Annotated in this window: 25 protein-coding genes and 1 pseudogene; 12 read left to right on the forward strand and 14 right to left on the reverse strand. The window is 64.9% G+C overall.

Features of this window, described 5'->3' with window-relative positions; genetic code table 11:
• Positions 1-24 precede the first annotated feature (24 nt).
• Genes AC0L2Z_RS26125 through AC0L2Z_RS26135 form a run of 3 tightly spaced genes read left to right on the forward strand, consistent with a single transcriptional unit; the run spans position 25 to position 3,514 of the window.
• Positions 25-2,292 (forward strand): propanediol/glycerol family dehydratase large subunit, encoded by a 2,268-nt coding sequence (locus AC0L2Z_RS26125; RefSeq protein ID WP_128168212.1) that lies wholly within the window; start codon positions 25-27, stop codon positions 2,290-2,292.
• The gene (locus AC0L2Z_RS26130; protein ID WP_128168213.1) at positions 2,289-2,708 is read left to right on the forward strand and encodes a diol dehydratase small subunit; all 420 of its coding nucleotides are present in this window, start codon (positions 2,289-2,291) and stop codon (positions 2,706-2,708) included. Before AC0L2Z_RS26125 ends, AC0L2Z_RS26130 begins: the two co-directional genes overlap by 4 nt.
• 11 nt (positions 2,709-2,719) lie before the next feature.
• The gene (locus AC0L2Z_RS26135; protein ID WP_128168214.1) at positions 2,720-3,514 is read left to right on the forward strand and encodes an SDR family NAD(P)-dependent oxidoreductase; all 795 of its coding nucleotides are present in this window, start codon (positions 2,720-2,722) and stop codon (positions 3,512-3,514) included.
• A 42-nt stretch (positions 3,515-3,556) separates the two neighbouring features.
• Here the strand turns inward: AC0L2Z_RS26135 and AC0L2Z_RS26140 are convergent, their stop codons facing one another.
• Positions 3,557-5,038: an ATP-binding protein gene (locus AC0L2Z_RS26140; RefSeq protein WP_128168215.1), complete on the reverse strand. Its 1,482-nt coding sequence runs from the start codon at positions 5,036-5,038 to the stop codon at positions 3,557-3,559.
• Positions 5,035-5,754 carry a response regulator gene (locus AC0L2Z_RS26145; RefSeq protein ID WP_023798507.1) on the reverse strand — a complete coding sequence of 240 codons (720 nt, stop codon included), beginning with the start codon at positions 5,752-5,754 and terminating at the stop codon, positions 5,035-5,037. The genes AC0L2Z_RS26140 and AC0L2Z_RS26145 overlap by 4 nt, the downstream gene beginning before the upstream one ends.
• 312 nt (positions 5,755-6,066) lie before the next feature.
• Between AC0L2Z_RS26145 and AC0L2Z_RS26150 the strand changes: the two genes are divergently transcribed.
• Genes AC0L2Z_RS26150 through soxA form a run of 8 tightly spaced genes read left to right on the forward strand, consistent with a single transcriptional unit; the run spans position 6,067 to position 12,354 of the window.
• A complete protein-coding gene (locus tag AC0L2Z_RS26150) occupies positions 6,067-6,537 on the forward strand; it encodes a (2Fe-2S)-binding protein (RefSeq protein ID WP_023798506.1) in 471 nt (156 codons plus the stop codon).
• Between the two features lie 11 nt (positions 6,538-6,548).
• A complete protein-coding gene (locus AC0L2Z_RS26155) occupies positions 6,549-8,723 on the forward strand; it encodes a xanthine dehydrogenase family protein molybdopterin-binding subunit (RefSeq protein ID WP_128168216.1) in 2,175 nt (724 codons plus the stop codon).
• Positions 8,710-9,054, forward strand: a complete 345-nt coding sequence (locus AC0L2Z_RS26160) for a c-type cytochrome (protein WP_287228113.1) — start codon at positions 8,710-8,712, stop codon at positions 9,052-9,054. Before AC0L2Z_RS26155 ends, AC0L2Z_RS26160 begins: the two co-directional genes overlap by 14 nt.
• Positions 9,041-10,303: an NAD(P)/FAD-dependent oxidoreductase gene (locus AC0L2Z_RS26165; protein ID WP_287228112.1), complete on the forward strand. Its 1,263-nt coding sequence runs from the start codon at positions 9,041-9,043 to the stop codon at positions 10,301-10,303. Before AC0L2Z_RS26160 ends, AC0L2Z_RS26165 begins: the two co-directional genes overlap by 14 nt.
• Complete coding sequence (soxX, locus tag AC0L2Z_RS26170) at positions 10,303-10,752, forward strand: sulfur oxidation c-type cytochrome SoxX (protein ID WP_128168266.1); 450 nt, start codon at positions 10,303-10,305, stop codon at positions 10,750-10,752. The genes AC0L2Z_RS26165 and soxX overlap by 1 nt, the downstream gene beginning before the upstream one ends.
• A 53-nt stretch (positions 10,753-10,805) precedes the next feature.
• Positions 10,806-11,255, forward strand: coding sequence for a SoxY-related AACIE arm protein (locus AC0L2Z_RS26175; protein WP_128168218.1), 450 nt, complete (start codon positions 10,806-10,808; stop codon positions 11,253-11,255).
• Positions 11,255-11,575: a thiosulfate oxidation carrier complex protein SoxZ gene (soxZ, locus tag AC0L2Z_RS26180; RefSeq protein WP_473629684.1), complete on the forward strand. Its 321-nt coding sequence runs from the start codon at positions 11,255-11,257 to the stop codon at positions 11,573-11,575. Before AC0L2Z_RS26175 ends, soxZ begins: the two co-directional genes overlap by 1 nt.
• Positions 11,575-12,354 carry a sulfur oxidation c-type cytochrome SoxA gene (gene soxA, locus AC0L2Z_RS26185; protein WP_473629685.1) on the forward strand — a complete coding sequence of 260 codons (780 nt, stop codon included), beginning with the start codon at positions 11,575-11,577 and terminating at the stop codon, positions 12,352-12,354. The genes soxZ and soxA overlap by 1 nt, the downstream gene beginning before the upstream one ends.
• A 27-nt stretch (positions 12,355-12,381) precedes the next feature.
• Here the strand turns inward: soxA and AC0L2Z_RS26190 are convergent, their stop codons facing one another.
• From AC0L2Z_RS26190 to AC0L2Z_RS26240, 11 genes are all read right to left on the reverse strand, one after another.
• Complete coding sequence (locus AC0L2Z_RS26190) at positions 12,382-12,513, reverse strand: hypothetical protein (RefSeq protein ID WP_023798499.1); 132 nt, start codon at positions 12,511-12,513, stop codon at positions 12,382-12,384.
• Between the two features lie 18 nt (positions 12,514-12,531).
• Positions 12,532-12,720 carry a cbb3-type cytochrome oxidase assembly protein CcoS gene (ccoS, locus tag AC0L2Z_RS26195; RefSeq protein WP_128168220.1) on the reverse strand — a complete coding sequence of 63 codons (189 nt, stop codon included), beginning with the start codon at positions 12,718-12,720 and terminating at the stop codon, positions 12,532-12,534.
• The gene (locus tag AC0L2Z_RS26200) at positions 12,717-14,975 is read right to left on the reverse strand and encodes a heavy metal translocating P-type ATPase (RefSeq protein WP_128168221.1); all 2,259 of its coding nucleotides are present in this window, start codon (positions 14,973-14,975) and stop codon (positions 12,717-12,719) included. Before AC0L2Z_RS26200 ends, ccoS begins: the two co-directional genes overlap by 4 nt.
• A gap of 3 nt (positions 14,976-14,978) precedes the next feature.
• Positions 14,979-15,797 (reverse strand): DUF2189 domain-containing protein, encoded by an 819-nt coding sequence (locus tag AC0L2Z_RS26205; RefSeq protein WP_287228108.1) that lies wholly within the window; start codon positions 15,795-15,797, stop codon positions 14,979-14,981.
• Positions 15,798-15,808: 11 nt separating this feature from the next.
• On the reverse strand, positions 15,809-16,003 hold the full coding sequence (locus AC0L2Z_RS26210; protein WP_128168223.1) for a hypothetical protein: 195 nt from the start codon (positions 16,001-16,003) through the stop codon (positions 15,809-15,811).
• Complete coding sequence (gene ccoP, locus AC0L2Z_RS26215; protein WP_128168224.1) at positions 16,000-16,881, reverse strand: cytochrome-c oxidase, cbb3-type subunit III; 882 nt, start codon at positions 16,879-16,881, stop codon at positions 16,000-16,002. Before ccoP ends, AC0L2Z_RS26210 begins: the two co-directional genes overlap by 4 nt.
• Positions 16,872-17,042, reverse strand: coding sequence for a CcoQ/FixQ family Cbb3-type cytochrome c oxidase assembly chaperone (locus AC0L2Z_RS26220; RefSeq protein ID WP_023798493.1), 171 nt, complete (start codon positions 17,040-17,042; stop codon positions 16,872-16,874). Before AC0L2Z_RS26220 ends, ccoP begins: the two co-directional genes overlap by 10 nt.
• Before the next feature lie 14 nt (positions 17,043-17,056).
• Positions 17,057-17,809: a cytochrome-c oxidase, cbb3-type subunit II gene (gene ccoO, locus AC0L2Z_RS26225; RefSeq protein WP_473629686.1), complete on the reverse strand. Its 753-nt coding sequence runs from the start codon at positions 17,807-17,809 to the stop codon at positions 17,057-17,059.
• 3 nt (positions 17,810-17,812) lie between these two features.
• A complete protein-coding gene (ccoN, locus tag AC0L2Z_RS26230) occupies positions 17,813-19,375 on the reverse strand; it encodes a cytochrome-c oxidase, cbb3-type subunit I (RefSeq protein WP_473629704.1) in 1,563 nt (520 codons plus the stop codon).
• Positions 19,376-19,479: 104 nt separating this feature from the next.
• The gene (locus AC0L2Z_RS26235; protein ID WP_473516677.1) at positions 19,480-19,935 is read right to left on the reverse strand and encodes an Rrf2 family transcriptional regulator; all 456 of its coding nucleotides are present in this window, start codon (positions 19,933-19,935) and stop codon (positions 19,480-19,482) included.
• A 144-nt stretch (positions 19,936-20,079) separates the two neighbouring features.
• Positions 20,080-20,523, reverse strand: coding sequence for a group III truncated hemoglobin (locus AC0L2Z_RS26240; RefSeq protein ID WP_473629687.1), 444 nt, complete (start codon positions 20,521-20,523; stop codon positions 20,080-20,082).
• A 164-nt stretch (positions 20,524-20,687) separates the two neighbouring features.
• Between AC0L2Z_RS26240 and AC0L2Z_RS26245 the strand changes: the two genes are divergently transcribed.
• Positions 20,688-20,951: a DUF1858 domain-containing protein gene (locus tag AC0L2Z_RS26245; RefSeq protein WP_473629688.1), complete on the forward strand. Its 264-nt coding sequence runs from the start codon at positions 20,688-20,690 to the stop codon at positions 20,949-20,951.
• A 311-nt stretch (positions 20,952-21,262) separates the two neighbouring features.
• Here the strand turns inward: AC0L2Z_RS26245 and AC0L2Z_RS26250 are convergent.
• Positions 21,263-21,834 (reverse strand): annotated as a pseudogene (locus tag AC0L2Z_RS26250) (Crp/Fnr family transcriptional regulator); the annotation flags it as partial.
• Positions 21,835-21,854: the final 20 nt, after the last annotated feature.

Raw genomic sequence — 21,854 nt, forward strand, 5'->3', positions numbered from 1 at the left:
CGCTCGACATATGGGAGGGACGCAATGACTTCGCCCCCGCGCTGGCGCCGCTTCGATGAATGGGACACGCGGCCGCTGCGGCACGACCGCTTTGCCGCGGAGGATCCGGAAGCGGGCTTTGCCACCTTTCACAGCCCGTGGGACCCCGCGCCGTCGGCGCGAGTCGAGAACGGACGCGTGGTCGAGATCGACGGTAAGCCGGAAGCCGACTTCGACATCCTCGATTCCTTCATCGCCGCACATCATCTCGATCTCGACGTGATCGACGAGGCGATGGCGATGGATTCGGGCGAAGTCGCCCGCATGCTGGTCGACATCAACGTGCCGCGCGAAAGGCTCGAGCGGCTGGCTCGCGGCATGACGCCGGCGAAGCTGGCTTCCGTCGTGTCGCACTTGTCGTCACTGGAGATCACCTTCGCCTATTCCAAAATGCGGCAGCGCCGCACGCCGGGAAACCAGGCGCACGTCACCAACGCTAAGGATGATCCTCTGCAGCTTGCAGCAGACGCCGCCGTTGCCGTGGCGCTCGGCTTCGACGAGATCGAGACGACGATGCGCGTTGCGTCGAACTCCTGGGCCAACGCCGTCGCCTGCGCCGTCGGCGCGTCGGTTGGGCGTGGCGGCGTGCTGTTCCAGTGCTCGATCGAGGAAGCGGAAGAGCTGCGCATCGGCATGGCTGGCTTCACTTCCTATGCCGAGACGGTATCGGTTTATGGCACGGAAGCTGCGTTCGTCGATGGCGACGACACACCCTGGTCCAAGGCTTTCCTCACCGCCGCCTACGCCTCGCGCGGCATCAAGGCACGCTGCACGTCTGGCGCATCCTCCGAGCTGCTGATGGGTTTTCACGAACATCAGTCCGTTCTCTACCTGGAAGCCCGTTGCCTCTGCCTGCAGCGCGCCATGGGCGTACAGGGAACGCAGAACGGCGGCATCGACGGCGCGCCGTTGACCGTCTCGATGGCGGGGGGCATGCGCGAGCTCATGGCCGAAAACCTCATCGCCGTCTGGCTCGGCCTTGAATGCGCCTCCGGCAACGACACCCGCGTCAGCGAGTCCGAGATCCGGGTTGGCGCCAAGATCACGCCCTTCCTCATGGCCGGCTCCGACCTGTTGTGTTCCGGCATGGGATCGATCCGCAAATACGACAATTCGTTCAACCCATCCCTGTTCAACGGCGAGGACGTCGAGGACTTCCTCGCTCTGCAGCGTGACCTCGAGGCGGATGGTGGGCTGACGCCCATAGAGGAGAGCAATATCCGCGAGCTCCGCATGCAAGCGATCAAGGCGCTGGCCGCCGTCTTCCAGGAGCTTGGCCTCGCCGAAGTGCCGGAAGCCTGGATGCTCTCCGTCGCCGCCGCCTCGGGCTCGCTCGATACCGAAACCTTCTCGACAGGCGAGGTCACGCGCATCAGCGAAGCCATTCGCGATCGCGGACTAACGGCGGTGGATGTGGTGCGGGCGCTGCACAAACGGGGCTTCGGGCGCGAGGCCGAGAACCTATTGCTGATGCTTCGCCAGCGCATCTCCGGCGACTATCTGCAGACGTCGGCCATCCTGCGCGACGGCAAGGTCATCAGCGCGCTCAACGATCCCAACGACTACCGGGGGCCGGGCAGCGGATATCGGATGTCCGAAGCTAGATGGGAAGCGGTCCGAGGCGTGCGCGATGTTCAGACACGCGAGAAGGTGCTGGAGAGCGAGCGTCGCGTCGACCCGACCTCGGAGCCATGGCTGATTCCAGGCGGCGAGGCCGGCAAAGGCACGGATCCGCGCGAGGTGGTGATTGGCCTCAGCCCCGCATTCGGCAACGAGCTCACGCAAACGACAGCCGGCCACGACTTGATCGACGTGGTGCTGGCCCTGACCGATGGTGTGAGCGAGGGCGGCGGCGTGCCGCGCCTCGTCCGCATCCGACATACCGCCGACACGTCCTTCCTCGGCCTCACCGCGGCGCGCCTCTCCGGCTCGGGTTATGCCATCGGCATCCAGGCCAAGGGCACCGCAGTCATCCACCGCGCCGACCGGCTGCCGCACATGAACATCGAACTGTTCTCGAATGCACCGATCACGACGCTCGACCACTACCGCGCAATGGGCCGCAACGCCGCGCTCCACGCGCTGGGGCTCGCGCCGGAACCCGTCATCGTGCCGACCGAAGGTCAGGCCCTTGGCGCCCGCTACCATGTGCGCGTCGCCATGCTCTACGCTATAGAGACCGGGCTGGTAGTGCCGGATGCCCCGCCGCTCGATGTCGCGTTTGCAATCGGACAAGGAGGGCTTCGTCCGTGACATCCCCTCTCGACCTCTATCCCATCTCCGAGAACGCGCCCGATCAGGCGGTGTCGGCGTCGGGCATGCCGCTTGCCGATTTGACGCTCGACGCAGTGATTTCGGAACGGATCGGTGCCGAAGACATCCGGATTTCGGCCGACGTGCTCAGACTTCAGGCATCGATCGCCCGCGATGCGGGTCGCGACCGGCTTGCGCTCAATCTCGAACGCGCCGCCGACCTCGTCCCCGTCCCGCAAGACCTCATTCTGGACACCTATGAAATGTTGCGGCCGGGCCGAATTCCCGAAGCCCATCTGCTCAAAGAGCGCGCCGAGCTGCTGCGTCGCGAATACGGCGCGCACACCATCGCGGCGCTGATCGACGAAGCGGTCGCCGTTTACGAGCGCCGCAATCTGTTTCGCCGCCGGTACTAGGGGAAAATCGAATGATACTTCAGGGGCGGATCGCCATCGTCACCGGTGCCGGCTCCGGCATCGGTCAGGCCGGATCGGAGGCCATGGCGCGCGAGGGCGCGACGGTCATCGTCACTGATCGCGATCTCGATGCCGCGCGTGGCACGGTCGACTCCATCGCCGCCGCCGGCGGGCGCGGCGAGGCCATCCGAGTCGACGTCACCAACGATGCAGCCGTCGTCGGCGTCATCCAGGACGTGGCCGATCGACATGGGCGCATCGACATCTTGCACAATCATGCCGGTGTGCAGGTCGCGGGCAGCGTCGAGGAGATCGACGGCGCCGGTTTCGATCACTCTTGGGCGGTTAACGTGCATGCCCAGTTCGTCGCCTGCCAAGCAGTCCTACCGGTCATGAAGAGACAGCGCGGCGGCGTCATCCTCAATACGTCGTCGAACTCCGGCGTCTTCCTCGACAGAGCGATGACCGCCTACATCACCAGCAAGGCCGCATCGATCACCATGACCCGCCAGATCGCACTGGATGTCGCGCGTTACGGCATCCGCATCAATTCGCTCTGCCCCGGCTGGGTCGATACGCCGTTCAACGATCCCTACACGGACCAACTCGGCGGCCGCAGAGCGCTGGAGCACGCGATCGCCAACATCGTCCCGATGGGCCGCTTCGCAACGACCGACGAGATCGCCGAGGTCATTCTGTTCATGGTGTCCGATAAGTCGTCCTACATGACCGGCCATGCACTGGTCGCTGACGGAGGCGAGTCTCTCGCGGGTGGGACGAACTCGGGCCAATCTATCACCCGTTGAGCCTATGCAGCGGGCCTGGCGCGATCGCGGGACGGCTTTCGGTCAAGCCGGCAAGGATCGCAGTCCGGTCGGAGGGCTGGTCTCAGGCACCGGCGCCGGGGCAAGCTGCCTGGCCATGTCGATGAGCGGCAGCCTGATGACCGCGCGAAGGCCGTTGCTCCGGTTTTCCAGCACGATGTCGCCGCCGTGGTGGCGGGCGATGGCGCGGGCAATTGACAGGCCGAGCCCGACGCCGCCAGTCTCCCGGTTGCGCGACTGCTCCAGGCGGAAGAAGGGCGCGAACACCTGTTCCATGTCGGCTTGCGGAATGCCGGGCCCGGCGTCCTCGACCACGATGTCCAGGCTGTCGGTGCGCCTGTCCAGGCTCACCTTGGCCTGCTCGCCATAGCGGACGGCATTTTCGACGAGGTTGCGGATCGCCCGGCGCAGCGAGTCCGGCCGGCAGCGATACAGCACCTTGGGCCCGTCGCTGACGGTGACGTTTTGGCCCAGCTCCTCGAGGTCGTCGCAGAGGCTGCCGACCAGCGCCGAAAGATCGACAGTTCGCGTCTCCTCCACCGCGGCGTCCTCGCGCGCGAAGGCGAGCGCCGCTTCTGTCATCGTCTGGATTTCCTCGATGGTCTTCAGCATCTTTTCCTGAAGATCGTGATCCTGGACGAACTCGGCGCGCAGCCGCAGCGAGGTCAGCGGCGTGCGCAGGTCGTGGCTGATCGCCGCCAGCATGCGCGTGCGGTCCTCGACGAAGCGCTGCAGGCGCTCCTGCATGCGGTTGAACGCCTCGGCGGTCTGGCGGATGTCGTCCGGCCCTGATTCCGGCAGCCGTGGCACGGCCTCGCCGCGGCCGAACAGTTCCGCGGCATTGGCGAGCCGTCGCAGCGGACGCGCGATTGCCTGCGCCCCGAAAATCGCTATGGCGGACAGGATGAGCGCGGTGAGCGCCAGCGATATCGCCGATTGCGCGGTCCAGAAGGCGCTCGGCATCACCTTGGCGTAGGCGGCATTCAGCCAGGTGCTGTCGTCAAGGCGGACGGAAAGCCCCATGCCGTTTGGGGCGCCGTCCAGATAAAGAAACTTGGCAGGTCGCGTGAACGGGCTGCCACTGCCGGACAGGTCCAGCATGCGCGGCGGCACCGAAGGATCGGCGGCAGCGACCGCGTTCGAGGCCTGCCCGTTCATATAGGCTGCATATTTGGCGGCAATGCCGGGCAGCGGCTTGGCGAGTTGCGTCAGCGCCTCCTGTTGCCAGGCGAGGGGATTGCTCGGCCCGTACTGCGAGGTCCAGAAGCGGGTATAGGCCGTGCCGCTGACGGTGAGGATGTCGGGTCGAAGCGAGGGCGGCGTCGTGTCCAGCAAAATGGCAAGCGAGGACGTGCGGCTGACGAACTCGCCCTTGGCCGCTGCGTGCAGGGCTTGTCCGCGCTCGTCCCATGAGATCAGGAAGGTGATCGCCTGCGACAGGGCGAGCGCAAGCAGCACCAGCATGAGGAAGCGGGCCGCCAAGCTGCGTCTCCATAACAGCATCATGCTTGGGCCACCTCGGCGGTGAAGCAGTAGCCGCCGCCCCAGTGCGTCTTGATCAGCATCGGATTCTTCGGGTCCGCCTCGATCTTCTTGCGCAGCCGGCTCACCTGGTTGTCGACGGCCCGGTCGAAACCGTCGGCCGAGCGCCCGACGGTGAGGTCGAGCAACTGATCCCGGCTGAGCACGATCCCGACATGCTCGATAAAAGCGGTGAGAAGGCGGAATTCGGCCGTGCTGAGCGCGACCGCCACGCCGTCGAGCCCGACCAGTTCACGGCGGCCGACATTCAGGGTCCAGCGGTCGAAGCGCAGCGCGTTCGACTTGAGCCGACCACGCTGCGGCGGCAGGCTGTGAACGCGCCTGAGCACCGCCTTGATCCGCGCCAGCAATTCCCGCGGATTGAACGGCTTCGTCAGGTAGTCGTCTGCCCCGATCTCGAGGCCAACGATCCGGTCGACCTCCTCGGCCATGGCGGTAAGGAAGATGATCGGAACGTCGACCGTTCCGCGCACGTGCCGGCAGGCGGCAATGCCGTCCTCGCCAGGCATCATGACGTCGAGGACGATAAGATCGGGCAGGCTGCGGTCGAGCAGCCGCTTGAGCGCGGCCGTGCTGTCGGCGACGCTGACGCGATAACCCTGCTGCGTGAGGTATTTCCCCACGAGATCGCGGATGTCCCTGTGGTCGTCGACGACCGCGATGTGCTGCGCCACTTCCATGCAATGCTCCCAAGGTCGCCGCTGAATAGTCGGTCAGTATCGACGATATCTAGTTTGCGTCTACACGGATGATCACCTTCCGCGCCATGGCGGCAATCTCGCCCGACATCAACAAAGCGTGAGAAGTGTAACGAAATGTATCAGAGCACTGCGCCCGCGACAACTTGCGATGAACTGCCGGTGTTCGGGACAAGGTTCTGCGACAGCTCCCGCCTAACTTGGCCCCGTCGCTAGCCGGGACGTCCGGTCTTTGTCGCCAGGGGCGGCATCCAGACTCGATCCTCGCCAGCCTTTGATCGAAAGGATTGCACAATGGCCAGATTGATCATCAACGGCACGCCACGTGACATCGAGGTCGATCCGGACACGCCGCTGCTGTGGGTGATCCGCGAGCAGATCGGGCTTACCGGAACGAAGTACGGTTGCGGCGTTGCCGCCTGCGGCGCCTGCACCATCCATATAGACGGCGTCGCCACGCGCTCCTGCGTGCTTCCGGTGAGCGCGGTCGAGCCCGACCAGCAAATCACCACCATCGAGGGGCTTTCGCCGGACAGCTCGCATCCGGTCCAGCAGGCCTGGCTGGCGCTCGACGTGCCGCAATGCGGCTACTGCCAGGCCGGCATGATCATGGCTGCGGCGGGTCTGCTCATGCAGAACCCGAACCCCGCGGACGAGGACATCAACGCCGAGATCACCAACATCTGCCGATGCGGCACCTACAACCGGGTGCGCGCCGCGATCAAGCTGGCCGCCAAGGCCGGCGAAGCCACGCAACGCGGTTGAGGAGAGCAGTCATGAACGCCACAATTTCCCTCTCCCGCCGCAGCTTCATCATTGGCGTGGCCGCCACAGCCGGCGGCTTGTCCCTCGGATTCAACGTGCCGTTCATCAAGCCGGCACTGGCCGATGGCAGCGAGGCGGCGCCGGAGATCAATGCCTGGGTGGTGATCAGGCCCGACGATACGGTGGTCATCCGCATTGCCCGCTCCGAGATGGGGCAGGGGACACTGACCGGCCTTGCGCAACTCGTCGCCGAGGAGCTGAACTGCGACTGGTCCAAGGTCACGACGGAATACCCGTCGCCGGCCCAGAACCTGGCGCGCGACCGCGTGTGGGGCAATTTCTCGACCGGCGGCAGCCGCGGCATCCGCGAGTCGCACGAGTATGTGCGCATTGGCGGCGCCGTTGCGCGCGAGATGCTGATCGCCGCCGCGGCCGCCGAATGGGGCGTCCCGGCCAGCGAATGCACCGCAAGGATGGGCATGGTCACGCATGCAGCGTCGGATCGCGCCACCTTTTATGGACAGCTGGCTGCCGCCGCCGCGCGAATGACGCCGCCCGCCAATGTCACGCTCAAGGACCCGAAGGATTGGACCATAGCCGGCAAGCCGCTGCCGCGGCTCGACACGGCCGACAAGCTTAACGGGAGCCAGGTCTACGGCGCCGATCTCAAGCTGCCGAACATGCTCAACGCGGCGATCCGGGCCTGCCCGTATTTCGGCGGCAAGGTGGAGAGTTTCGACGCGGCGGCGGTGGCGGGCATGCCGGGCGTGCGCACTGTCGTTCAGGTCGACGAGACCGCCGTTGCGGTTGTCGCCGACACCTGGTGGCGGGCGAAGACCGCTCTCGATGCCTTGCCGATCGTCTGGGACGAAGGCCCCAACAGGCAGGTCACCAGCGCCTCGATCGCGGCGATGCTCGAAGAGGGGCTCGCCGCAAACGACGCCTTCATCGGCGCCAGGCAAGGTGACGCCGGTGCTGTCCTGTCCGCCGCCGGCCGGACGGTCACGGCGACCTATGCCTTCCCCTACCAGAACCACGCGACCATGGAGCCGATGAACGCGACGGCGCTCTACACGCCGGAGCGCTGCGAGGTATGGGTGCCGACCCAGAATGGCGAGGCGAGCCTTGCTGCAGCGGCCGAGGCCGCCGGCCTGCCGGTGCAGCAATGCGAGGTGCACAAGATCCATCTCGGCGGCGGCTTCGGCCGGCGCGGCAACTTCCAGGACTATGTGCGCCAGGCGGTCAGCATTGCCAGGCAGGTGCCGGGAACGCCGGTAAAGCTCATGTGGTCGCGCGAGGAGGATATGCTGCACGGCGCCTATCACCCGACCACCCGATGCCGGCTGACGGGCGCACTCGACGCGGACGGCAATTTGACCGCTCTGCACATGCGCATATCCGGCCAGTCGATCCTTGCCGCGGTGCGGCCGCAGGGCATGCAGAACGGCATGGACCCGGTGGTCTTCCAGGGCCTCGTCCTCAGCGGCACCGAAGGCACACTGGGATATACCGTCGACAATCTGCTTGTCGACCATGCGATGCGCAACCCGCCGATCCCGCCAGGCTTCTGGCGCGGCGTCAACCTCAACCAGAACGCGCTCTACGTCGAGTGTTTCATGGACGAACTCGCCCATGCGGCCGGCGTCGACCCGCTCGCCTTCCGCCGCAAGCTGATGGCCAAACATCCAAAACATCTCGCCGTGCTGGAGGCGGTTGCCGAACGGATCGGCTGGGACACCCCGCCCGCGGCCGGCGTTCACCGCGGCTTGGCGCAGATCATGGGCTTCGGCAGTTATGTGGCGGCGGCAGCGGAGGTTTCGGTCACCGATGGGCAACTCAGGATCCATCGCATCGTGGCGGCCACCGACCCGGGTCATGTCGTCAACCCAGCACAGGTGGAGCGGCAGGTCGAGGGCTCCTTCGTCTATGGCCTTTCCGCCTGCATCTACGGCGAATGCACCGTCAATGGCGGCCGCATGGAGCAGGAAAACTTCGACAGCTACGAGGTCCTGCGCATGGCCGAAATGCCTGATGTGGAGACGATCATCCTGCCGTCCGGCGGCTTCTGGGGCGGCGTCGGCGAGCCGACCATCGCAGTCGCCGCGCCGGCTGTCCTCAATGCGATCTTCGCCGCCACCGGAAAACGCATCCGCACACTGCCGCTGAAGAACCATGACCTCGCATGATATGAGGCGCGCGAAGGACAGGCGCGGCGGACGATCGCTCGCGCCTGTCCTGCTTGCGGCGCTGGTAGCCAGCGCGCCGGCATGGGCCGACGCGGCGTCAGGCGCCGCGGCATGCACCGGCTGTCACGGGCCGGCGGCGCTCGGCTCAGCCATCCCTTCGCTCGACGGCCATGCGGCAGACGACATCGTCGCCCAGATGCAAGCCTTCCGTTCCGGTGAGCGCAAGGCGACGGTCATGGACCGCATCGCCAGCGGATTTACCGAGGAGGAGACGCGCGCCATCGCCGAATGGCTCGCCAAGCCGGAGGCGGCACGCCATGCCCAGCCGTAGAGCCCTGATCGGCGGCGTGGCGGCCAGCGTCGCCGCGGCCGTTCTTGCCGCGCCGCAGGTGCGCGCACAGACGCAGCCCGGCGTGATCGTCGTCGGCGGCGGCTTTGCCGGGGCAAGCTGCGCCCGCGCGCTGAAATGGCTGGATCGCGATCTTGCCGTGACGCTGATCGAGCCGGAGGCCGCCTATCTGGCCTGCCCGTTCAGCAATGCCGTGATTGCCGGGCTGCGCGGCATCGAGGCGCAGACTTTCAGCTATGACAAGTTCGGCGACATCGCGCTGATCCGCAAGCGGGCTGTCGCCGTCGATGCCGAGCGCCGGCGCGTCCGGCTGGAGGATGGCACGGACATCGACTACGACAGGCTGGTGCTGGCGCCCGGCGTCGACCTGCGCTTCGACGCCTTGCCGGGCTACGACGAGGCGGCGGCGGCGATCATGCCGCATGCCTGGAAGGCTGGCGCGCAGACGCTGCTGCTGCGCGACCAGCTCGCGGCGATGCCGGACGGTGGGGTCGTCATCCTCGCCGCGCCAGCCAATCCGTTTCGCTGCCCGCCCGGTCCCTACGAGCGGGCAAGCCTGATCGCGCATTATCTCAAGACCAGCAAACCACGTTCCAAGCTGATCATCCTCGATGCCAAGGACGCCTTTTCGAAGCAGCGGCTGTTCGAAGCGGCCTGGCAAGAACTCTATCCCGGCTTGATCGAATGGGTGCCGCTGTCGTCGGGCGGCAGGGTGACGGAAGTCGACCCGGCGACGAAGACGCTGTTGACCGAGTTCGGCGATCACAAGGCGGATGTCGCCAATGTGATCCCGCCGCAGCGTGCGGGCGCGATTGCGCAGTCGGCCGGCGTTGCCGACCAGACGGGCTGGTGCCCGATCGACCCGGTCACCTTCGAGTCCCGCCTGCAGCCGGCGATCCACGTCATCGGCGATGCGGCGATCGGCGGGGCGATGCCGAAATCCGCCTTCAGCGCCAACGCCCAGGCAAAAGCTTGCGCCGCCGCGGTCGCCGCCCTGGTCAGGGAGCGGCAGCCGGCGCAGCCGAAGCTCATCAACACCTGCTACAGCCTGGTCGCGCCCGGTTACGGCATTTCGATCGCCGGCGTCTACCAGCCGCGTGACGGCCTGCTTGCCGAAGTGGAGGGAGCGGGCGGCACCAGCCCGCTCGAAGCGCCGCTTTCCGTGCGCGAACTGGAAGCGGTCTATGCGCAGGATTGGTTCCGGACGATCACCAGTGAAGTGTTCGGATGATGAGGGTGGCTTTTCTGGCTCTGATGGGATTGCAGCTTGCGGCCTCGCCCGGTGCCGGCGAGGAGACGGGGTCTTATGTCGTGACCGGCGATGCGATCATGCAACCTCTGATTGTCGACAAGGGTGATCCGACGCGCGGCGCCGCGCTGATCGCGGACCGGCAGCGCAGCCTCTGCACGCTCTGCCACAGCGGGCCGTTTCCCGACGCGCATCTGCACGGCACGCTGGCGCCCGACCTGACCGGCGTCGGGGCAAGACTTTCGGAAGGCCAGATCCGGCTGCGCGTCGTCGACATGAAGCGGCTGGTGCCGAACACGATCATGCCTTCCTACTATCGGGTAGCGGATGAGCAGGGCCGGCGCGTCGCCACCGTCGGGCGCAGCAAGCCGATCCTGGGCGGCGCCGATATCGAGGATATCGTCGCCTATCTCACGACGCTGAAGGGGTGATCATGCACCAAGACCCGCTTCGAGTTTACGCAGGCCCGGGAGTTTACGCAGGCATGGTCGGACGGCGGCAGTTTCTTCGGGCCGGCATGACCGGCCTGCTGGCGATCAGCCTGCCGCGCTGGGCCGTTGCCCGTCCGAGCCTCGAGGAAGCGATCCGGACCTTCACCGGGGGCGCCAACGTTCTCGATGGCCGCGTCCGGCTCGACCTGCCGCCTCTGGTAGAGAACGGCAACGCGGTCGGGATCACAGTCGTCGCCGAGAGCCCGATGACCGAAGACGACCATGTCCGGCGCATCGCGGTCTTCAACGAGAAAAACCCGGAGGCGAATGTCGCGGTTTTGCACCTCGGGGCGCGCTCCGGCCGCGCCATGGTCTCGACGCGGATCCGGCTCGCGACCTCGCAGGTCGTTGTCGCGGTCGCTGAGATGAGCGACGGCAGCTTCTGGTCGAGCCGGGCGAGCGCCATCGTCACGCTGGCCGCCTGTATCGAGGACCTTTCATAATGGCGCGCGCGCTCGTCAATGTGCCGAATGTGGCCAGGCAGGGCGAAGTCGTCGAGATCAAGGCGATGATCGCCCATCCCATGGAAACCGGCTATCGTATCGGCCCGAACGGCTCCAACATCCCCCGCGACATCATCCGCCGTTTCACCTGCACCTACAATGGCGAGGAGGTGTTTTCGGCCGATCTCTTTCCAGCGGTATCGGCCAATCCGTTCATTGCCTTCACGCTCGTTGCCACGACGAGCGGCACGATCGACTTCACCTGGACCGACGATGCCGGGAAGACCCAAACGGCGTCGGCGACGATCACGGTGAGCTGATGCGCGCCCTCGCGGGCCTGGTGGGGATTATCGCGGCGGTCGTCTGCGGCATTGCCATCGCCGCCGACATCGAAGACGTCGAGAAGCGCTTCGGCTTCGACTTCATGACGCCGCAGACGCAGGCGCTGCAGGCCGACGACATGAGCAATCCCGGCATGCTGTGGGTGCTGCAGGGCGAACAGCTCTGGCAACAGGCGCAGGGCAGGGCGGATGTCGCCTGCTCCGGCTGCCATGACGATGCCCGCCAGACGATGCGCGGCGTTGCCGCGCGCTACCCGGCCTTTGACGCGGCGACCGGCCGGCCGATCGACCTTGCCGGGCGCATCAACTCCTGTCGAGCGGAGCGGCAGCAGGCCGAGCCGCTGGCGCCGGAGTCCGACGCTTTGCTCGCCCTGACGGCCTATGTGACGCCTCAGTCGCGCGGCATGCCAATCACACCGGCGACCGACGCCCGGCTCGCGCCGTTTCGCGACAACGGCCGGCGTCTGTTCCAGAGCCGCATCGGACAGCTCGAGCTTTCCTGCGCCTCCTGCCATGACGACAATTGGGGCAAACGGCTTGGCGGCAGTGTCATCCCGCAGGCGCATCCGACCGGCTATCCGCTCTACCGCCTGGAATGGCAGACGGTCGGCTCGCTGCAGCGGCGCCTGCGCAACTGCATGATCGGGGTCAGAGCCGAGCCCTTCGAATTCGGCGCAGCCGAACTCGTCGACCTGGAGCTCCATCTGACGGAGCGGGCCCGCGGCCTTCTGGTCGAGACGCCGGCCGTGCGGCCGTGATGCCGGGCTGTGGCCGTCGTTTCCTGCCTAGAACAAAGCGGCTATCACCGCGATCAGGGCGACTGCAAGCGCGACAAGGCTTGGAACCATCACCGCAACGCCGGACACAGTCGCCAGCCCCGCTATCCAGTCAAATTTTCTGTCGGCAGTTTCGCCCATTGTCGCTTCCCTTAGAGATCAACGCCTGTTCGGTGATGGCTGTTCCACATCCGGCAGCGGGGTGTCGGCCGCCTCGTTGAGAAGCACCCGCTCCGCTGCTCCGTCCAGGTCCTCGAGCTGGCCGCTTTTCATCGACCAGAGGAAGGCGAGAAGCCCAACCAGGCCCATGCCGAGTGCTACGGGGACCAGCCAGGCGAGCAGGCTCATGCAGCCTCCGCGAGATGAGTGGACGTCACGCCACCTTGTATTCCTTGCGGATCTCGGCTCGGACCCGAAAGACGAAGCGCATTGGCAACCACCAGGATGGATGATGTGGACATCGCCACCGCCGCGACCAGCGGCGTAACGTGGCCTGTAACCGCGAGCGGGAGGGCCAGCGCATTGTAAAGGATGGAGAGCCCAATGTTCTGGGTGACGAGCTGCCTGGCCTTGCGGGCAATGGTGATCGCTTTCGGAACGCTGTCCAGGCTGGAGCCCAGGAACACGAGATCGGCCGCGTTGCGCCCGACGTCCGCGGCCGAGGAGGGCGCCATCGACACGTGAGCCGTTCCCAATGCGGGCGCGTCGTTGAGGCCGTCACCGACCATCAGCACCTTGCGGCCCTGCGCGCGCAGGACTTCCAACCGCGCGACTTTGTCGCGAGGAAGCATCCCGGCAGTGGCTGCTGCTACGCCGAGCATGCCTGCCACCTTCCTTACCTCCGTTTCCACGTCTCCGGACAGGATCTCGACGCCGAGGCCGAGACTGCGCAGGCGCTTTGTAGCGGCGGCGGCTCCGAGACGGAGGCTGTCGGAAATCCGGAACGCGCCGAGGACGCGGCCGTCAGCCGACAACCAGGCTTCGGCCGAGGCGGAACCGGCAGTGGAGCGGGCGTCGACCCAAGATTGGCGGCCGAGCCTGTAAACGCGGCCGCCGACCGTGCCTTCGATGCCGTTTCCGGGCTCCTCCCGAATCTGCTCGACGGCAGCCTGCCCGGCCGGATGCAGCGCCGCCACCGCTCGCGAGGCAGGATGCCGAGAGAACCGGGCAAGCGCGGAGGCCGCTTCGATCTCGTCGTCCGGCACCGTGAAAGACGCCACTTTTGTCAGGCCTGAGGTGAGCGTACCCGTCTTGTCCAGTGCGACGTGATCGACTTCGGCCAGCCGTTCCAAAGCCGCGCCGTCCTTGAGGGTCACACCGAGAGCGAAGAGACGCCGCGCAGCGACGGCTTGGACCATCGGCACGGCCAGGCCCAACGCGCATGGGCAGGTGATGATGAGGACGGCGATCGCCACCGTCAGTGATCGGTGCAAGTCTCCGGTGGTGATCATCCACCCTGCAAAGGTGGCGAAGGCAAGCAGATGGACCACCGGCGAATAAAGCGAGGCGGCCCGGTCGGCGATGCGCCGATAACGGGCGCGGCCGCCTTCGGCAGCCTCCATCAACCGCATCATGTCAGCAAGGAAGGACTCTTTCTGAGGTCGGTCGACACGCAACGTCAGCGGCCCGTCGAGGTTGAGCGATCCCGACAGCACGCTGGCCCCCGGTCGGACCGACTCCGGGGCGGACTCGCCCGTCACAACCGACAGGTCGAGCGAGGCGTTTCCGGAAATTACGGTGCCATCGGCCGGCACGCGCTCTCCCGCGAGAACAAGGACAGTCTCGCCGCTGCGGATAGCGGATACGTCGCGATATTCGCGTTCGCCATCGGGCGTGAGCACCGTGGCGCCTCGCGGCATCATCCGCGCGAGCGACCTGACCGCTTCGCGAGCGCGTCCGCGCATCGCCTGGTCCACAGCGCGTCCAGCCAGCAGGAAGAACAGCAAGGATGTCACCGCATCGAAGTAAGCATGGGCTCCGCCCGTCACCGTATCGTATGCGCTGAGGCCGAATGCGAGCAGCACGCCGACGCTGATCGGCACGTCCATGTTCGTCCGGCCGCCGCGCAGGGCGCTCCACGCGGAAGCGAAGAAAATCCGGCCCGAATAGGCCAGCGTCGGCAACGCGAGGGCCGTGGAGATCAGGTGGAATGCGTGCCTCGTGCCGGCGTCCGCTCCCGACCAGACCGAGACGGAAAGAAGCATGATATTCATGGCGGCGAAGCCGGCAACGGCCGTGGCGCGCAGCAAGCGGCCCATCTCCGGATCGCCGTCTCCGTTCTCAGGCTCGGCGAGTGTTGCTTCGTAACCGGCTTTTCGAAGCGTTTCGATCATCGGCGGCACGGCGCCGTCCCGCCGCCACTTCACTACGACACGTTTTGCGGTCAGGTTCACCCGTGCGGAAACGATGCCCTCGACTTGGCTGAGCAAGCCTTCGATCGCGCCGATGCAGCCTGCGCAATGCACCTGAGGGACGGAAAAGTCCGTCTGAATCGTACCATCGTCGAGATCTCGGCTCGCAAAGACCACCTCTTGCGAGACGATCTCGCGCCGCCCGGGCCCAATCATCAGGGCCGCCTCGGATCCCGGCGCGCAGCAACTCATCGATCAGGCCTCCGGCCGGGCCACTGCCCGGTAGGCGTGCCATGTCGCGTGTCCGAGCAGCGGGAAGATGACGATCATGCCGATAAGGCCAGTGGCGACGCAGATGCCGAAAAGCACGAGCACCATGGCACCCCAGGCGATCATCGGCGGCAGGTTGTTCCACACCATTTTCATGCTCGTGGCCATCGCGGTCAGAGCATCGACGCGCCGGTCAAGCAGCATAGGAACGGCAAACACGCTGATCGAAAACGCGAAGGATGCGAACAGACCGCCGATCGCCGTTCCTATGATCAACATCGCCCATCCCGACGGCGTGCCAATCAGTATCCCGATCACATTGTCGAGGCCCGGAAACGCCGTCACGCCAAAAAACAGCGCCCACAGGAGAACCGCCGCCCGCATCCAGAGCAGCATCAGGAGACAGAGAAGCAGGCCCGTGAAGAAGATCTGCGCGCCCGCTCTCGGTCGCACATGAAGCATCGAAGCAAGCCCGATTTCGCGGCCTTCGCCGATCGCGCGGCTCTTCTCGTAAAGCCCGATCGCCAGGAACGGTGCGACGATCAGGAAGCCGGCAAGCGATGGGAACAGGATATAGTCGCGACCGAACTCGACGAGGGTCCACACGAACGCCACCGAAAGCACGAAAACGCCGACACCGTAAGCGAGGCTGGAGGCGGGGCGGGTCCAGAAATCGCGCCAGCCCTCAGCGAGCCAACGCAATCCTTCCAGGACCGGAAGGTGGCGTTGAAGCTTGGGATCCCGGGTTTCCCCGATGCCGGATGTCTCGCTCAGCAGCCAGTAGGATTCGTCGGCCTCGCCCATGTCTTTCTCCTTCAGCAGGCTGACTTGGCGGCGCGATATCCGCCGCCGTCGCTGGTATCCTTCACGTGCGCCACGCAGTCCGGCTGCGATTGGAACGCCACGTAGACAAGATGCGCGTTGGCGCCGGCGAAGAGCAGCAGCCCCGCCGGGACGAGCAACCAGAGGATCCATCCGCCGGGAAGGCGAGTGCTTCTGCGGGGGGTCATGGCTGGCGCGTCCCCAGGTCATGGACAAAAAGCGCAAGTGTCCGAATTTCCGCGGTGGTCAGCCGCTCGTCCCAGGTCGGCATGTGGCCTTGCCGGCCACCGTGGACGGAAGCGATGATGGTGTCCATGCTTCCGCCGTAGATCCAGTACGCGTCGGTCAGGTTCGGCGCTCCGACCTCGCGATTGCCTTGCGCGTTCTCGCCATGACAGGCCGCGCATGTCGTCACGAAGACTTCCTTGCCGGCGTTGATGCGGCCGAGGTTCTGCGGTGTCGAGGTGTCGGGATTTGTCAGCGAGTAGACATAGGCGGCAACGTCGCGCACCTGGTTCCGGTCGAGCATGTCGTCGCGGCCGAAAGCAGGCATCTGCCCGATACGGCTTTCGGGATGGGCGGTGTTGATGCCGACGCGCATCGTCTGCTCGATCAGCTGGGGACCGCCGCCCCACAGCCAGTCGTCGTCCGTGAGATCGGGATAGTTCGCGCCGCCCTTGCCGTCGCGTCCGTGGCAGGCGGCGCAGTTGTCGCCGAACAGCTGCTGCCCGGTGTGACGGACGGTCTGCATCAGAGCTTCGTCCGCCATGATGGCGTCGTAAGGTTCGGATTCGAGCCGGGCCGTCCAGGCGGCGCGCTCGCGCTGGCCTTCAATCACCCGTGCTTCAACCGTCGTCTGCTGATCAACGCCTAGAAGCCCTTTGGTGTATGTCGTTCCCAACGGCCATGCCGGCACAAGGAACCACCATGCGAGCGCCCAGATATGCGTGACGATCAGGAACATCAGGACCCCGCGCGGGACCGGCGTGTCCAATTCCTTGATGCCGTTCCACTCGTGGCCAGTCGTTTCGCGGCCGGTAGCGGGATCGCGTTCGCTTACTTCCATGGCTTGTCGTCCCGATCGAGGATGCTGGTCTTGGCCCTGTCGAAACGTTTTCGGTTGGACGGCCAGAAGGCGTAGACAACGACACAGAGGAAGAAGCCCATCAGGTAGAAAAGGCCCCAGCTCTTGGACAGGGCAACGAGCGTGTCGTGGTCGAAATCCATCATCGGTCCTCCCGTCAGCTTTCCGGGTCCGGCTTCTTTTCCGGCGCCGCCGTATCCTCGTACGCGGCTCCCGTCAGCCTGCCCAGCACCTGCAGGTAGGCCACCAGCGCGTCCATCTCGGTGACGTGTGTGGTGACGCCGTCGAATGCGCTCACCTGGGTCTTGTCACCATACCGCTCAGTCACCCCGCTTGAGAAATCAGTGTCGGGGGTCGCCTGCCCGTAGGCGTCGCGGGCAGCGTTTTCCACCATCGCCTCGGTATAGGGTACGCCGAGTGCCCGCTGGGCCGCCAGATGCTGCGGCAGGTCGTCCGTCTTCAGCGTCGTGCGGGCAAGCCAGGTATAGGCGGGCATGTTCGATTCCGGCACGACGTCGCGTGGATTCGTCAGATGTGCGACATGCCAGAAATCCGAATATTTTCCCCCAACACGCGCAAGGTCGGGTCCGGTCCGCTTCGACCCCCAGAGCATCGGCCGGTCGTATTGGGATTCCACGGCGAGCGAATACGGACCGTAGCGCTCGACCTCGTCGCGCAGGGTGCGGATCATCTGACTGTGACAGGCGTAACAGCCTTCACGGACATAGATGTTGCGGCCCGCGAGCTCCAGCGGGGTGTAAACCCGCATGTCGGGCGCCTGCTCGACGGTTTCGTCGATGGTGAACAGGGGAGCAATCTCGACGATGCCGCCGACGCTGGCCGCAGCTATTATTCCAAGTACGAAGAGGATCGCGGACCGCTCGAGCTTGCGATGGAAGAGTTCAGGCATCCGTCATTCTCCCGGTACTGCGGCGGGGATGACGGGTGCGTCGGTCTCACGGGCTGCCGCGAGCGGCACCATACGGACCGTCATCCAGATGTTGTAGCAGCCGACCAGCGCGCCCAGCAGGAACAGCAGTCCGCCGAAGGCGCGGGCGATATAGTATGGATACATCGCCACCAGTGAATCGACGAACGAATAGGCGAGAGCGCCTTCGTCGGTATAGGTTCGCCACATCAGCCCCTGGATGATGCCGGAATTCCACATCGCGAAGGCGTAGATCAGCGTTCCGGCGATGGCGAGCCAGAAATGGACCTCGACGAGCGCTGCCGAATACATCCGCTCGCGTTTCCAGAGCGCCGGGACGAGCGTGTAGACGGAGCCGAAGGTGATGAGCGCGACCCAGCCCAAGGCTCCGGCATGGACGTGGCCGACTGTCCAATCAGTGTAGTGCGAGAGAGAGTTCACCGGTCTGATCGCCATGAACGAACCCTCGAAGGTGGAGAGCCCATAGAAGACTGCCGCGGCCATCATGAATCGCAGGGTCGCATCGTCCCGGACCCGGTGCCAGGCGCCGTTGAGGGTCAGCAGCGCGTTACCCGCGGATGCCCACGAAGGCACGAGAAGCATCACGGAAAAGGTCATGCCGAGCGTTTGCACCCAGTGGGGGAGCGCGGTGTAGTGCAGGTGGTGGGAACCCGCCCACATGTAGAAGAAGGTGATGCCCCAGAAGCTCAGGATCGAGAGACGGTAGGAGAAGATCGGTCGCTGCGCACGGACCGGCAGGTAGTAGTAGAGCATGCCGAGAAAACCTGCGGTGAGGAAGAACGCAACCGCGTTGTGGCCATACCACCACTGCACCATCGCGTCCTGCACGCCCGGCCAGATCGTGTAGCTCTTGGCGTGCCCCCACGACACCGGCAGCGCGAGGTTGTTGACGATGTGCAGGATGGCCACGACCAGGATAAAGGCCATGAAGTACCAGTTGGCGACGTAGATGTGCGGCTCTTTGCGACGCGCGATCGTGGCGATGTAAAGAATGAAGTAGGTCACCCAGACGATCACCAGCCACAAGTCCGCATACCACTCGGCTTCCGCGTACTCCTTCGACTGGGTGGTACCGAGCAGATATCCGGAAATGGCCAGAACACAGAACAGGTTGAAGCCGAGAAGCACGAACCAAGGACTTATCTGGCCGGCCAACCGCGCCCGAGACGTGCGCTGCACGACGTGGAAAGAGGTCGCAATCAGCGCGTTGCCGCCGAACCCGAAGATGACGCCGGACGTATGCGTGGGCCGCAGCCGCCCGAAGCTGGACCAGGCCGCATCGAAGGCGAGGTCTGGCCAGGCGAGCTGCGCGGCCACCCACACGCCCATGAACATGCCGAAGACAGCCCAGGCCATCGACAGCACGATCCCGACCTTGATGGGATCGTCGTAATAGGAGACTGCTCGGTCTTCGGTCGGTTCGGCGCCGTAGAACGACGACATGAGGAGGTAGATTACGACGCCCGCGAAAAGCATGACGATGACGCCGTGCACCCCGAGAGTGTCCGAGCGTCCGAGGGCGGCCATGGCCAGACCCGCGAGCGCTACTGCCACCGCGATGAGCAAGGCGTACTGCCGTTCAGAGGATTTGAGGTTCGATATCATGCATTCCCTCCAGGTACGGCATTCGCTCAGGCAACTTCCCCAGAAACTCTGTGCATTTCAAACAACTCCACCAGTTCGGATCTGTTTGCGGCTATGTCAGCCAGAGTACAGCCGTCGAAGACAGCGAGAAACGCCTGCAGCGCCTTGACGACGACGCCCTCGAGCCGGCAGGCAGGGGATATGACGCACAAGCCGCCATCCCTGCGCATACACTCCGTCAGAGCGAAGTCGTCTTCCATGTGCCGCACGACCTCACCCAAGTTGATGTCCTCCGGCCGCCGGGCGAGCGCTATGCCGCCGGTGCGCCCCCGAGCCGTGGTGAGATAACCCAGTCGCCCGAGCCTGAAAGCCACTTTCAGGAGGTGATTGCGTGATATCCCGTATGCCGCGGCCACGTCGGTCACTCGGCACGGTCTTTCCCGGTGGACCGCCAGGTAGATCAGCATCCTGAGCGCATAGTCCGTCTGAAAGGTGAGACGCATCCCGCGGATTCCTGGTTCTCATCGCAGAAAGAACCCACCCTAGCAGGCTGTCAGCTAGACGAAAATGCGACGTCAGCGCGAGCATGCCCGCCCACGCTAGGAAAGCCGTCGTCTCGGCGGGAAAAGCCTGCCCTTCCGCGTTTATCATCCCGTCGCCCCCGCGGTCGGGCGATCAGGCCGGAAAAACATGGCGACCTTCAGGCTCCGCGCGATCCTTTCGGCGCGGTCGACGAACACTTCGGCTACCTCAGGCGGGCATCGCTCTTCGACGGTTTTGCGGAAATGACCGAGCCATATGTCGAAATCCTCCTCGCGCACCTGCTTCAGCTTAAGGTGCGCAGGCACGGGGCGGCCGCTGTACGCGCCATTCTTCAGAATGACCGAACACCAGAAGTCGGTCATCTTCTCCAGATGCGGTTCCCAGTCGCCGTGGATTTCCGCAGCGAAGATTGGTCCGAGGCGAGTATCCGACCTGACGCGGACGTAGAAATCGCGGACAAGCGCGGCAATGAACCCGCGGTCGACCAACGGGTGGGACAGCGGCATTTCCGCCTGCGGGCGGGCGCGATCGTAAACAGCAGAATTCATCGCAGCACACAAAGTGGTATTGTGTCTGCTACTTTTAGGTGCCTGACTTCCGCACGGCAAGCGCTCAATTCGTCCCAGCCCGCTCGTTCCGCCATTTGTTTGCGCCTGCGCAAAGTTCCGGGCGAGGCGGACGGTTTAGATGGCCTTCTTTGGAGACGACTATCGTGAACCAACCTGAAACCATCGATCCCGATATGACGGTCGACGAGATCATGCGGCGATGGCCGGCAACCATAAGGGTGATGATCCGAAACAGAATGCTCTGCATCGGCTGTCCGATCGGAATCTTCCATACGGTCGCCGACGCATGCCACGCCCATCGGGTCGACCTGGAATCCTTCTCCCAGGAACTTCTCGAGGCGATAAGCAGCGATCCGCTTGCGAACGCGCCGTCGGCCGTCCTCGGTGGCGGCATCGCGGCGCTTTGAACCGCATGCGCCGCGTGCGGCACGCTCCACCTGGAGAGGCAGTTGGCAAAATGGCGGATCTGTCACCGAGATCATTGGAATTCCAAACGTTGGCTGATGTCGATTGCCGCTCGCTGCTGAATGCGCCTTGATCCAGATCAAAGTTTGCGAGAACGCGTCCGGAGTTGGCCAATATTCACCTGGCCCGTTTCGTAGAAGTCGGCTTTCGACGAGAATCGACGGTGGGAACTTTATCAGAACCCCGGTTTACTCCCTTTCTACAAAGCTCGTATTGAACGCGTCCTTTTCCTGCCAGCGACGTGACGGCGGCGCTATGCAGCCGGCCCCTTGCGCCTGTTCTCAGACACCAGCATGAGCGCATGCGGGTAGTCACGGTGACCTTCTGGCGCCCGCTCCTTACAATACCCTGGTCTTCCCAGGCGCTGAGCCGCCTGCTGACCGTATGCAGCGTCGTTCCGGTCATCTCCGCGATGTCCTGACGCGTGATTGGAAAGTCGATCTCGATCCCTTCTGGCGTCTTTCGTCCGGACTGGCTGACGATACGCAGCAACGCGTGGGCGATGCGCTGCTCGACCTGCTGGGTCGACATCTCCATGACCTGCGCCTGGGTTTCCTGGAGGCGGGAACCGATCGTGCGGTAGGCACTGGCCCCGAACGTCGGGAAACGCGATTGCAGTTCTGCCCACGCGGAATTGGGCCAGGCGAGGACGACGCAATCAACCGCCGCGACCGCGGACGCCGGATAGGTCGTCCTGCCCATGGCGATGGCGATGCCAAAGAGTTCACCCTCGGTGATGTATCGAGCGATCACCTGATGCCCTTCGGGCGAGGTGCGGACGACGCGGATATGACCCGACAGGAGCAGGAAGAAGGACGTGGCCTCCTCGCTCCTGTTCGATTTCT

Source organism: Mesorhizobium sp. WSM4850 (genome assembly GCF_055811735.1).

Excerpts from the sequence above, each read along its gene's own strand:
- AC0L2Z_RS26125 (WP_128168212.1), top strand. The coding sequence starts at position 25 with ATGACTTCGCCCCCGCGCTGGCGCCGCTTCGATGAATGGGACACGCGG.
- AC0L2Z_RS26135 (WP_128168214.1), top strand. The coding sequence starts at position 2,720 with ATGATACTTCAGGGGCGGATCGCCATCGTCACCGGTGCCGGCTCCGGC.
- AC0L2Z_RS26140 (WP_128168215.1), bottom strand. The coding sequence starts at position 5,038 with ATGATGCTGTTATGGAGACGCAGCTTGGCGGCCCGCTTCCTCATGCTG.
- AC0L2Z_RS26145 (WP_023798507.1), bottom strand. The coding sequence starts at position 5,754 with ATGGAAGTGGCGCAGCACATCGCGGTCGTCGACGACCACAGGGACATC.
- AC0L2Z_RS26150 (WP_023798506.1), top strand. The coding sequence starts at position 6,067 with ATGGCCAGATTGATCATCAACGGCACGCCACGTGACATCGAGGTCGAT.
- AC0L2Z_RS26155 (WP_128168216.1), top strand. The coding sequence starts at position 6,549 with ATGAACGCCACAATTTCCCTCTCCCGCCGCAGCTTCATCATTGGCGTG.
- AC0L2Z_RS26160 (WP_287228113.1), top strand. The coding sequence starts at position 8,710 with ATGACCTCGCATGATATGAGGCGCGCGAAGGACAGGCGCGGCGGACGA.
- AC0L2Z_RS26165 (WP_287228112.1), top strand. The coding sequence starts at position 9,041 with ATGCCCAGCCGTAGAGCCCTGATCGGCGGCGTGGCGGCCAGCGTCGCC.
- soxX (WP_128168266.1), top strand. The coding sequence starts at position 10,303 with ATGAGGGTGGCTTTTCTGGCTCTGATGGGATTGCAGCTTGCGGCCTCG.
- AC0L2Z_RS26175 (WP_128168218.1), top strand. The coding sequence starts at position 10,806 with ATGGTCGGACGGCGGCAGTTTCTTCGGGCCGGCATGACCGGCCTGCTG.
- soxZ (WP_473629684.1), top strand. The coding sequence starts at position 11,255 with ATGGCGCGCGCGCTCGTCAATGTGCCGAATGTGGCCAGGCAGGGCGAA.
- soxA (WP_473629685.1), top strand. The coding sequence starts at position 11,575 with ATGCGCGCCCTCGCGGGCCTGGTGGGGATTATCGCGGCGGTCGTCTGC.
- AC0L2Z_RS26190 (WP_023798499.1), bottom strand. The coding sequence starts at position 12,513 with ATGGGCGAAACTGCCGACAGAAAATTTGACTGGATAGCGGGGCTGGCG.
- ccoS (WP_128168220.1), bottom strand. The coding sequence starts at position 12,720 with ATGAGCCTGCTCGCCTGGCTGGTCCCCGTAGCACTCGGCATGGGCCTG.
- AC0L2Z_RS26200 (WP_128168221.1), bottom strand. The coding sequence starts at position 14,975 with ATGAGTTGCTGCGCGCCGGGATCCGAGGCGGCCCTGATGATTGGGCCC.
- AC0L2Z_RS26205 (WP_287228108.1), bottom strand. The coding sequence starts at position 15,797 with ATGGGCGAGGCCGACGAATCCTACTGGCTGCTGAGCGAGACATCCGGC.
- AC0L2Z_RS26210 (WP_128168223.1), bottom strand. The coding sequence starts at position 16,003 with ATGACCCCCCGCAGAAGCACTCGCCTTCCCGGCGGATGGATCCTCTGG.
- ccoP (WP_128168224.1), bottom strand. The coding sequence starts at position 16,881 with ATGGAAGTAAGCGAACGCGATCCCGCTACCGGCCGCGAAACGACTGGC.
- AC0L2Z_RS26220 (WP_023798493.1), bottom strand. The coding sequence starts at position 17,042 with ATGGATTTCGACCACGACACGCTCGTTGCCCTGTCCAAGAGCTGGGGC.
- ccoO (WP_473629686.1), bottom strand. The coding sequence starts at position 17,809 with ATGCCTGAACTCTTCCATCGCAAGCTCGAGCGGTCCGCGATCCTCTTC.
- ccoN (WP_473629704.1), bottom strand. The coding sequence starts at position 19,375 with ATGGCCGCCCTCGGACGCTCGGACACTCTCGGGGTGCACGGCGTCATC.
- AC0L2Z_RS26235 (WP_473516677.1), bottom strand. The coding sequence starts at position 19,935 with ATGCGTCTCACCTTTCAGACGGACTATGCGCTCAGGATGCTGATCTAC.
- AC0L2Z_RS26240 (WP_473629687.1), bottom strand. The coding sequence starts at position 20,523 with ATGAATTCTGCTGTTTACGATCGCGCCCGCCCGCAGGCGGAAATGCCG.